At 73.0% G+C, this 10,468-nt stretch carries 8 protein-coding genes; 6 read left to right on the plus strand and 2 right to left on the minus strand.

Annotation, left to right across the window (positions count from 1 at the left end; translation table 11 throughout):
• Positions 1-327: 327 nt before the first annotated feature.
• Positions 328-2,169, minus strand: a complete 1,842-nt coding sequence (locus tag AC5LSR_RS20870; RefSeq protein ID WP_493465557.1) for a serine/threonine-protein kinase — start codon at positions 2,167-2,169, stop codon at positions 328-330.
• Positions 2,170-2,591: 422 nt separating this feature from the next.
• Between AC5LSR_RS20870 and thiO the strand changes: the two genes are divergently transcribed.
• The 6 genes from thiO to AC5LSR_RS20900 all read left to right on the plus strand — a co-directional run bounded on the left by thiO (position 2,592) and on the right by AC5LSR_RS20900 (position 9,856).
• Positions 2,592-3,911: a glycine oxidase ThiO gene (thiO, locus tag AC5LSR_RS20875; RefSeq protein ID WP_250287308.1), complete on the plus strand. Its 1,320-nt coding sequence runs from the start codon at positions 2,592-2,594 to the stop codon at positions 3,909-3,911.
• The gene (thiS, locus tag AC5LSR_RS20880; RefSeq protein WP_250287309.1) at positions 3,908-4,114 is read left to right on the plus strand and encodes a sulfur carrier protein ThiS; all 207 of its coding nucleotides are present in this window, start codon (positions 3,908-3,910) and stop codon (positions 4,112-4,114) included. The genes thiO and thiS overlap by 4 nt, the downstream gene beginning before the upstream one ends.
• A gap of 1 nt (position 4,115) precedes the next feature.
• Positions 4,116-4,889, plus strand: a complete 774-nt coding sequence (locus AC5LSR_RS20885; protein ID WP_250287311.1) for a thiazole synthase — start codon at positions 4,116-4,118, stop codon at positions 4,887-4,889.
• Positions 4,890-5,252: 363 nt separating this feature from the next.
• Complete coding sequence (locus AC5LSR_RS20890; protein WP_493468872.1) at positions 5,253-6,833, plus strand: NAD-dependent malic enzyme; 1,581 nt, start codon at positions 5,253-5,255, stop codon at positions 6,831-6,833.
• Between the two features lie 225 nt (positions 6,834-7,058).
• Positions 7,059-7,427, plus strand: coding sequence for an Rv0250c family protein (locus tag AC5LSR_RS20895; protein ID WP_250282547.1), 369 nt, complete (start codon positions 7,059-7,061; stop codon positions 7,425-7,427).
• Positions 7,428-8,044: 617 nt separating this feature from the next.
• Positions 8,045-9,856 carry an SdrD B-like domain-containing protein gene (locus tag AC5LSR_RS20900; RefSeq protein ID WP_250282545.1) on the plus strand — a complete coding sequence of 604 codons (1,812 nt, stop codon included), beginning with the start codon at positions 8,045-8,047 and terminating at the stop codon, positions 9,854-9,856.
• Here AC5LSR_RS20900 and AC5LSR_RS20905 read toward each other — a convergent pair.
• On the minus strand, positions 9,813-10,468 hold a 656-nt coding region (locus tag AC5LSR_RS20905), incomplete at its 5' end, for a glycerate kinase (protein ID WP_493468873.1). The genes AC5LSR_RS20900 and AC5LSR_RS20905 overlap by 44 nt on opposite strands.

Genomic DNA, 10,468 nt, shown 5'->3' on the forward strand with positions numbered 1-10,468 from the left:
CCGGCGTTCCCGGCCCGCCCGCCGGCATCCCCGGCCCGGTTCCCGGCCCGTCCGGCCTGCCCGGCACGCCCGGTCGGACGGGCCGGCCACCACGACGCTGCCTCCTCGACGCCTGGCAGGTACGTCATGCCGGACACCTTCCCACACCGTTCACGAGCCTGACGAAACCCGGGGGCACGAGGCCGGACGCCAGGGGCACGAGGCAGGACGCCGCCGCGGAGCGGAGCACCGGGCGGGAGGCGCGACAGGCCGGTCCGACCGCCGCCGGGGCGCCCCGCGCGGGGCGAGACGCCACCCCCGCGCCGGCCCCTGCCGGCAGCCGGGGCCCTACAGGTACGACGAACACGTGGGCACCCCGGGGATCGGCTCGTCCTGCCCTCCCTGGGCCACCACGGTCGCCGGCAGATACCCCCAGGCGGCCGGGTAGCCATGGGTGTTGGGCCGGGAACTATCACCCTGGGTGTACAGCCACCAGGTGTTGGTGTTGCCCTGTACCACGGGATTAGCCCGGCCCCGCAGCTGGCAGACCACCCAGACGGCTGGCGCGGCGTTCATGTAGCCGCTGTCGTCGAGCTCCTGCGGCTCCTGCCCGGCCTGGACGTTGGCGTAGACGGCCGAACCGACGTAGGTACGGCAGTTGTACGTGGGGAAGGTCCGTCCGGCGTAGTCCGTGACGTTCCGGTTGCGTGGTGCGCAGCTTGTCGCAGGATCCGGCTGCGACGGGACGGCGCTGGCGGGCACCGACGAAGCCGCGGGGGGAGGCAGGACGACCGGCGCCCCCGTACCCGGGACCTGGCTGCCCGGCGGCCCCGCGACGGAAGCCGATGCGGCCGGGGCGGCCGAGGCGGCGGCGGACGCGCTGGGGGTGGCACCGCCCGGCGCGGACGGCGGAGCCGCCGAGATGGTCACCCTCGGATCCGGGGAACGCAGCCCGAGCCCCGGTACCAGCAACAGCAGCAGTGCCGCCAGCGCGAAGCCGCCCACCACCGGTACCAGCACGCCCAGCGCACGGCGGCGTTTCCCCGGCCCGGCGGCGGCCGGCACGACAGGCTCGGCGGTGCCGGCCGCCGGCGTGGCGGACGCCAGGCCGGCCGGGTCCGGCACAGCCGGCTGCGAGATGGCGGGTTCCGGGCCGGCCGCCGGCGTGGCGGACGCCGGCCCGGCCGGTGGCGCGTCCCCGCCGGCGGCGCGGCCCGAGCCCGGGTGTGGTGGCCGGGCCGGCGCCGCGCGCGTCCCGCCAGGTGGCGCGGAGGGCAGCGGCGGCTCGGGAACGGGAGCGGCGAGATGGCTGGTGATCGCCGATGCCGCCTCCGGACCGTCCGCCGGACCGTCCGCGGAGATGGGCGTGCCGGCCTGGCCGTCGCGGACGGCGGCTGTCGCGCGCAGTTCCGCCAGCACAGCCGCGGCGGTGGCGGGACGCTGGTCCGGCGCGGCGGCGAGGGCCCGCCGCACCAGCGTGACCAGCTCGTCGGGGACGCTGCCGGCCAGTTCGTCGGGCAGTGCCGGCGGCGGCCCGTCCAGCATCTCCCGCAGCAGCTGCGCCGGGACCCGGCCGGTGAACGGCGGCTGTCCGGCCAGCAGGGTGAAGAGGGTGGCGCCGAACCCGAAGATGTCGGAGGCGATGCTGTGCTCCCCGCCCTGGAGCACCTCGGGCGGCGTGTAACGGGGCGTGAACGCCACCGACGCGGTCGTGTTCTCCGCCGCGCTCTCGGCCACGGCGATGCCGAAGTCGCTGAGCACGGCGGTCCCGGACTCGCGGAGCAGGATGTTCGCCGGTTTGAGATCACGGTGCAGGACGCCGTGGCGGTGGGCGGTCACGAGGGCGTCGGCCACCTGCACACCGACGCGCAGCACCTCCTCGACGTCCAGTCGCCCGGCGTCGGCCAGCCGGTCGGCCAGCGACCCGCCCGCGATGTACTCCATCGCGATGTAGGGGCGCCCGTCCCGGGTCGTCCCGGCATCGAAAACCGAGATGATGTTCGGGTGACCGGTCAGCCGCCCGGTCACCCGGCATTCACGCAGGAACCGCCGCTTCGCGTCGGGATCGGTGAGGACGGCGTTCATCACCTTGATCGCGACCCGGCGGTCGAAGATCTCCTGCCGGCCCAGGTAGACCGTACTGAACCCGCCGTAGCCGATCGGCTCCAGCAGACCGTAACCGTCGATCATGTTACGAGGCGGACGGCCATCGCCGGCAGCCGCCGGGCCGGGTGGCCCGCGCCCCCGGCCGGGCCACCTCCGGTGGATCGCCGGCCGCGCGGGCCAACGCACCCGTCCGTCGGCAACCGCCGGGCGCAGGCCCGTTGCGTGCAGGCCCGTTGCTCGCAGGCTGGTCGGGCACGGACTAAATGCGGAGCGCCGTCAGGCGTTACCACGATATCCGGTATCTCCTTGTTCGGCACCGTCACGCCCGGTACCACCACGATAAATCCGATCATCATGATTCAGCCTATGGCGGGTACCCACCCACCAGCGGGACGTCTTTCCGCTGCCCACCGCTGCGGGACAGGCCAGACTTGCGATTGAGGCTGACAGTATCGGGTGAGCGGTATCGGTGAGGATAACGACACCCCAAGTGTATAAGGAGGCTCATGCCGGCAGCCATCATGCCGCCAGGCGCAGCTGCTGCGCCGGCGCGCGCGGCCGGGGCCAACGGCCGGGGCGCGGCGGGATCCCGGCCGGACGTCATCGTCGCCGGCGCCGGTGTGATCGGGCTCGGCGTGGCGTGGCGCGCGCGTCTGCGCGGGCTGACAGTCACCGTCGTCGATCCCGCGCCGGGATCGGGGGCCAGTTGGACGGCCGCGGGCATGCTCGCCCCCCTCAGCGAGCTCCACTACGGTGAGCAGCCCCTGCTCGCGCTGAACATGGCGTCGGCACAGCGCTACCCCACGTTCGTCGCGGAGCTGGAGCGCAGCAGCGGCACCGAGGTCGGCTACCTGCGCTGCGGGACGCTGGTCGCGGCCTGGGACAGCGCGGACATGGCCGGTCTGCGCGACATCCACGGCTTCGCGCGCTCGCTGGGCCTGCGCACCGAGCTGCTGACCCGGCGCGAGCTGCGCGCCCGCGTCCCGGCGTCGGCGAGCGGCCTGGCCGGCGCACTGGCGGCACCCGACGATCACCAGATCGACAACCGGCTGCTGCACGGCGCGCTGCTGCGGGCCTGCGTGGCCGAGGGGGTGACGCTGCTCCCCGCCGCCGCGCGGCGGTGGCTGCTGCGCGGCGACCGGGTCGTCGGGCTGGAGCTGGCCGACGGCACCGAGCTGACCGCGCCGGTGGCCGTCCTCGCCTGCGGAGCGTGGTCGGGCCGGATCGACGGGCTGCCGCCCGGGGTGCTGCCGGCGGTCCGCCCGGTCAAGGGCCAGACCCTGCGGCTGCGTACCGTCGGGCCGCCGCCGCTGACCTGTGTGCTGCGGGGCACAGTACGCGGCCACCCGGTGTACCTGGTGCCCCGCGCCGACGGCCGGATCGTGGTGGGGGCCAGCAGCGAGGAGGCCGGCTTCGACCTGCGGCCCCGCGCGGGCGCCGTGTACGAGCTGCTCCGGGACGCCCAGGCCCTCGTCCCGGCGGTGGGTGAGGCGGAGCTGGAGGAGGTCAGCACCGGCCTGCGGCCCGCCTCACCGGACAACGCACCGCTGATCGGCCCGTCCCGGCTGCCCGGGCTGCTGCTCGCCGTCGGCCACTACCGCAACGGCGTGCTGCTCACCCCGGTGACGGCGGACGCCATCGCCGGCCTGCTGGCGGACGGCGCCCTGCCCGGCGAGGCCGCCGCCTTCACCCCGGCCCGGTTCGACCATGCCATCGACCGCACCGTCGACCGGGCCGTCGAGTATGCCGGGGACCGGGCCGGCGAGGGACGCGTCGCCGATGACCAGGCCGTCGAGAACCGGTCGACCAGGGAGGACGTCAGATGACTCTCACCGTGAACGGCAAGGCCATGCAGGTGCCGGCCGGTACCACGCTGCACCAGCTCATGATCATGATGAGCGTTTCCGCCAACGGCCGTGGGAGCGCCGCCGCGGTCGACGGCGTCGTCGCCCCCCGCAGCCGGTGGGAGAACCTGGAGCTGCGCGCCGGCCAGCACGTGGAGATCCTGACCGCCACCCAGGGAGGCTGACATGGCCGACGACGCGTTCACGATCGCCGGTGAGGAGCTCGGCTCCCGGCTGATCCTGGGCACCGGCGGCGCGCCGAGCCTCGCCGTCATGGAAGCGGCGATCAGGGCTTCCGGCACGGACATGTGCACGGTGTCCATGCGCCGGGTGGACACCACCACCCCGGGGTCGACGCTGGACATGCTCGCCCGCTGCGGCGTGCGGGTGCTGCCCAACACCGCCGGCTGCCGCACGTCCCACGAGGCCGTCCTCACCGCCGAGCTCGCCCGGGAGGCGCTGGGAACGAACTGGGTGAAACTCGAGGTGATCGCGGACGAGCAGACCCTGCTGCCGGACCCCATCGAGCTCCTCGACGCGGCGGAACGCCTCGTCGCCGAGGGTTTCACCGTCCTGCCCTACACCAACGACGACCCGGTGCTCGCCCGGCGCCTGCAGCAGGTCGGCTGCGCGGCCGTGATGCCGCTGGGCGCGCCCATCGGGACCGGGCTCGGCATCCGCAACGCCCACAACATCGAGCTGATCGTCGCCGAGGCGGAGGTCCCGGTCGTCCTGGACGCCGGGATCGGCACCGCCTCGGACGCGGCGCTGGCCATGGAGCTCGGCTGTGACGCCGTCCTGCTGGCGTCGGCGGTGACCCGCGCCCAGGATCCCGCCCTGATGGCGGCGGCGATGGCGGCCGGCGTCACCGCGGGACGGTTCGCCGCGCGGGCCGGGCGCATCCCGCGCCGTCACCATGCCCGGGCGTCGTCGCCCGTCCACGGCACGGCGGTGTTCTGAGCCGGCCCGGTTCCGCCGGTGGCGGGATCGGGATCCCGGCCCGCGCCCGGCGGCGTCCGGGTTCCGGGCGGGCTCCCGCCGCCGCCGTTTGCCTGCCCGGGCAGCGGAAAGGAGCCGTATGGGGTGGCGCCCCCGCCCGGTCGGCGGTCCGTCCCGGGGCGGGCGTGTCCCGGCGTGGGCGTGTCATGGCGTGGGCCGGGCAAGGCCGGCGTCCCGCGCCGGGTATCCCCGCTCCCGCCGCTCCCCACTCCCTGTGATCTTTGCTGCCACGCACCGGCCTACGCCGGATGCGGGGCCGCGGCTGCGAGCATCGATGCGGGCACCTGCCCACGTTGTCGCTCGAACGACAGATGGAGCACGTTCGTGGCCGTCCCCAGCGTTTCGTTCTCGATAACAGTGCGCCTTGACGTACCAGCATCGTCACAGATCGTCGGCAAGATCACCACCGCTGTCGGCAAGCTGGGCGCGGTGGTCACCGCCCTCGACGTCGCGGAGTCGCACGCGGGCCGGCTCGTGCTGGACATGACCTGCCTGTGCGTCGACGCCGAGCAGGCACAGGCCATCGCCGAGACCCTGCGCCGCATGCCGGACTTCGTCGTCCGGCGGGTCAGTGACCGGGTGTTCCTGCTGCACCTCGGCGGGAAGATCGAGGTCGCGAGCAAGGTCGCGCTGCGGACCCGCGACGAGTTGTCCATGGCCTACACTCCCGGTGTCGCCCGGGTGTGCCTGGCCATCGCCGACCGGCCCGACGACGCCCGGCGGCTGACGGTCAAGCACAACAGCGTCGCGGTGGTCTCGGACGGCTCGGCCGTGCTCGGCCTGGGCAACATCGGCCCCATCGCCGCGATCCCGGTGATGGAGGGCAAGGCCGCGCTGTTCAAACGGTTCGCGGACATCGACGCGTGGCCGATCTGCCTCGACACCCAGGACACCGACGAGATCGTGCGCACGGTGGCGCTGCTCGCGCCCGTCTTCGGCGGCATCAACCTCGAGGACATCGCCGCGCCCCGCTGCTTCGAGATCGAACGGCGGCTGCGCGGCCTGCTCGACATCCCGGTCTTCCACGACGACCAGCACGGCACCGCGATCGTCGTCCTCGCAGCCCTCACCAACGCGCTGCGGATCGTCGGCAAGTCACTGGGCTCCGTACGGATCGTCACCAGCGGGGCGGGCGCGGCGGGCACGGCCATCCTGCGCCTGCTGCTGCGGGCCGGCGCGGGCCGCGCGGGCGGCAGCGTGATCGTGTCCGACATCGGCGGGATCATCTCGCCGGCCCGCGAGGACCTGGACGACAACGGCCGGTGGATCTGCGCGCGCACCAACCCGGACAGGCTCACCGGGACGCTGCGGGACGCCCTGAGCGGCGCCGACGTGTTCATCGGCGTGTCCGCGCCGGGCATCCTCACCGGCGCGGACATCGCGGCCATGGCCGACGGCGCGATCGTCTTCGCGCTGGCCAACCCGGACCCCGAGGTCGACCCGGCGGACGCCCGGATGTACGCGACGGTCGTCGCGACCGGCCGCTCGGACGAGCCGAACCAGATCAACAACGTGCTGGCCTTTCCCGGTGTCTTCCGCGGGCTGCTGGACTCCCGGGCCCATGACATCACCGAGGACATGCTGCTCGCCGCGGCCCACGCGCTGGCGGCGGTGCTGCGCGAGGACGAGATCAACCCGCTCTACGTCGTGCCGAGCGTCTTCGACGAGCGCGTGATGCCGGCCGTGGCCGAGGCTGTCAGCGCCATGGCCGCCAACGCCGTGGCCGCCAACGCCACGGCCGCCGGTAGTACCAAGGCGGCTGGCACCAAGACAGCCGGGAGCAAGGCAGCCGGGGCCAGGAGGTCTGGTACCAAGGCGGCCGGCACGGTGGCGGCCGGTGCCGCGGCGGCCGGTGCCGCGGCGGCCGGTGCCGCGGCGCGGCAGGCACTGGCCGACCAACCGTAACCCACGGCCGGCCAGGCCATGCCCGAATGGGCCGGTGACCGACTTCAGGCACGTCGCGACGGGAAAAAAGTCCCTCCCACTGGCCGGTTCACCGCCATCCGGATCATACTGCCATGTGAACGCAATATTTCACGCACATGACCGGCACGGTGGCTCCCCACGGATACGGGCATTTGCCCGGACCATCGTCGACCGGTGACCGGAGTACCACGGAGGTGGCGAATCGTGCAGTCGGCAAGCCTGCGGAAGGAGATTTCCGCCGTAACCACAGCGATTCAGGAGGCACAACGCCATATCCAGTGCCTGTGCATCCAGGCACCGAGCTCGAAGGCCGCCGACCGGCTGGCGGCGGACATCCGCCGGGCCCTGGAGGACATCGACGCGCTGGCCGCGGAAACCGTCGCCCCGGCCAGGGCCGACAGCTGCGAGGAACCGCCGACGGACATCACCCGCGAATTCCGCGAGCCGGTGTTCGTACCGGCCCGCCACGGCGAGCCGGAATTCCAGCCGGAATGCGACGACGAAGGCGTCGCCGGTGGCTGGCAGCGGTATCGCGCCGTGTCGTCGCGGCGGCGGCGGCGCGCCTGGGTGTGACGCCGCGGCCACGGCCCGGAGCGCGGATCATGGCCTGACGTCAGCACTCACATCGACCGACGACACGGTCGCCGCCAAATATAAACAACAAGAATAAAAAATATAAACTACAGAAAAACAACGAAAGGTGGCTCCGACGGACACGACCGCGTAGAGACCCGGATTGCCATGATCGCGCCCCCGACGGCCGACGCCGGCACCAGGCCGAAGGCCGCGCGATCATGGCTCCGCCCACGCGGGCGGGGCCCGATGGCGTGAGAGCGTTACGCCTACGCTCCGCCCACGCGGGCGGGGGCCCCGAGGACGGGCGCTCCCGCCCCACGCCATGCCCGCCCGTCACGACGCTTGCCTGTCACGACCAAGTCGGTTACTCTTCGCGTCGGAATATATTCGGCACTGCTACGTGTGCCGCTTTCGGGTGCGCCACTTCCAGGTGCACCACTGATGGCTCAAGCTTCGGGGGCGACGCGGTGGCCGGATCCGAACCCGTCCTCATGTCGAGGGCGGCCGAAAAAGCGGGAACAGACCGGTCGCCCTCCTTTCACCGCACGGGTGGGCCGATTTTCCGGATCACCGCCAGGATCGCCGTCCCCGCGATTCTTTTCACAGTTCTGATCATGGCTGGACGACCGGCCGCCGCCGAACCGAGCGCCGCCACCACCACCCGGCCCACCTCGTTACCGGCCACCTCGTTACCGGCCACCCCGTTACCGGCCACCCCGTTACCAACCGCCGCTCCCAGGCCGGGCAACACCGCGGACGTGGCGGCTCCCCATCTTTCGATCGTCCAGCTCGGCGATTCGTACGCCGCCGGGAACGGCGCGGGTGCCGGCACCTATGACACCGGTGACGGACCACGTGGATGCCACCGTTCGACGGTGAACTGGGGCGAACAATACGCCCAGTGGCTGCACGACGAACGCGGATACGACGTCACCTATGTCAACCGGGCGTGCAGCGGCGCCACCACGAACGACCTTCTCAGCCCGCGCAGAATGGACCAGCGCACCTACCGGACCCCGCTGCGCATCGGCGAGACCGCCTACGATCCCGCCGTCCTCGACCGCCTGCGGCAGGACTGCTCGGCCGGCTTCGGGCCGGAGGAAACCGCCGATATCGGCCCGGTCGACGTCGCCTACGGCATCGCGTCCGCCTCGTGCACCCGGCTGGTCGCGCCACAGCTCGACGCGGTCGGCCCGGGCACCGACCTGGTCCTGCTGACGATCGGCGGCAACGACGTGCGGTTCTCCGACATCGTGCTGCGCTGCTTCGCGTTCGACGTCCCGAAGGCCTTCGGGATACCCGCCGGGGACATCGCCGAGTGCGAACGGCTCACCGAGCAGGCGACGGACAACCTCCCGGAGGTCCGTGGCCGCCTGGTCACCCTGCTCACCCGCCTGCGGGAGCGGATGCCGCCCGGCGGCCGGGTGGCCCTGGTCACCTATCCGTACCTGTCCAGCCGGGAGCACTACCTGCCGCCAGGAGCGCAGGCCGCCCTGAACGGGACGGTCTTCGACCCGTCCGCCGCGGTCCGGGAACTCGGCGACCGCGGGGACAGCATGCAGATCGCCGCCGCAGACACGGTGAACCGTTCGTCGGGCTTCACCGGGCCGTCCGACCCCGCCGGACACACCTGCTCACCGGACGCCCCACCGGCGGATTCGGTCGGCACGCCGGGCCGTTTCGTCACCGTGGTCGACACCGTCAAATGCCGTTTCGCCGGCCACGAACCGGACCCCGCCGTCGACCAGCGGAATCCGGACCGCTGGATACACGAGTTCCTCGACGGCTTCCTCGCCCTCGACCAGAGCCTGATCTACCATCCGAACCGCGAAGGTCATCGGCAGCTGGCCGGCCTGCTCAGGCCGTTCGGCGACTTCGGCGCTTCGGCCCGCTCCAGTATCAGCGGCAACGCCTACCTGGACGCCGACCGCGACGGTCGGCGGGACGCGGGCGAGGCCACCGCTCCGGAGGTGGCCATCCAACTGACCGGCACGGGCCCGGACGGGGCGGGCATCCTGCGGGAGACCGTCACCGACGCGTCCGGGGAATGGGCGTTCGACGACCTCGTGCCAGGCGTGTACGCCGTCCGGCAGGACACCTCGCGCGGCGGATCCGCCGGCCGCACGATCCTCCACCCGGACACGTTCAGCAACATCGTCCTCGACCGGGTCGGTAGCAGCGTGACCGGATACACCTTCGCCGTGCAACCGGTGGAATCCGTGCGGGAGGTCCAGACCGAACGGGCCAGGCCGACGGAGAGCACCGAGCAGGCCGATGGGATAGCGCGTTCCCTGAGCGCCGCCCGGACGGGGGGCTCCGGTGGCGCGCTCCTCCCGCTCGCGGCGTTCGTGGCGCTGCTCGCCGTCGGCGTCCCAACAGCGATCATGTTCCGTCGCCGGCCCCCGCACGACCAGCGGGACGGGTAGGGGCCGCGGGACGGGACGGGCCAGCCGGCCGGGACCGTTCGATCAGCTGGGGCGCGAGACGGCGCAGCAGGTCAGCCGCCTGCGACAGGCTCACCCGCATGTCCGGCTCCAGCTCGGCGAGGGTCCGCACCGCCGAGAAACCGGCACCGGCCAGCGCCTGGGGATCCAGCAGCGAACGCCCCGCCACCGCGACGACCGGTACGCCGGCCGCACGCGCCCGGGCCGCCACCCCGGCCGGGGCCTTCCCGCGCAGTGTCTGCTCGTCGAGCGCACCCTCCCCCGTCACCACCAGATCGGCGCCGCGCAGCACGTCGTCGATGCCGACAAGATCGAGTATCAGGTCGATCCCGGGACGCAGCCGGGCACCGAGCAGCGACAGGGCGGCGAAGCCGACGCCGCCTGCCGCGCCCGCCCCCGGGGCCCACCGGTGATCGGTTCCGGTCGCGGCCGTCACGACCGTCGCCCACCTGGTCAGCGCCTGTTCCAGGAAGGCGACATCGTCCGGCGTGGCGCCCTTCTGCGGGCCGTACACGGCAGCGGCACCGTGCGGGCCCAGCAGCGGGTTGTCGACGTCGCAAGCGACGACCAGCTCGGTGTCACGCAGCCGCGGAT

The sequence above is a fragment of the Protofrankia sp. CiP1_Cm_nod4 genome, from assembly GCF_982290645.1.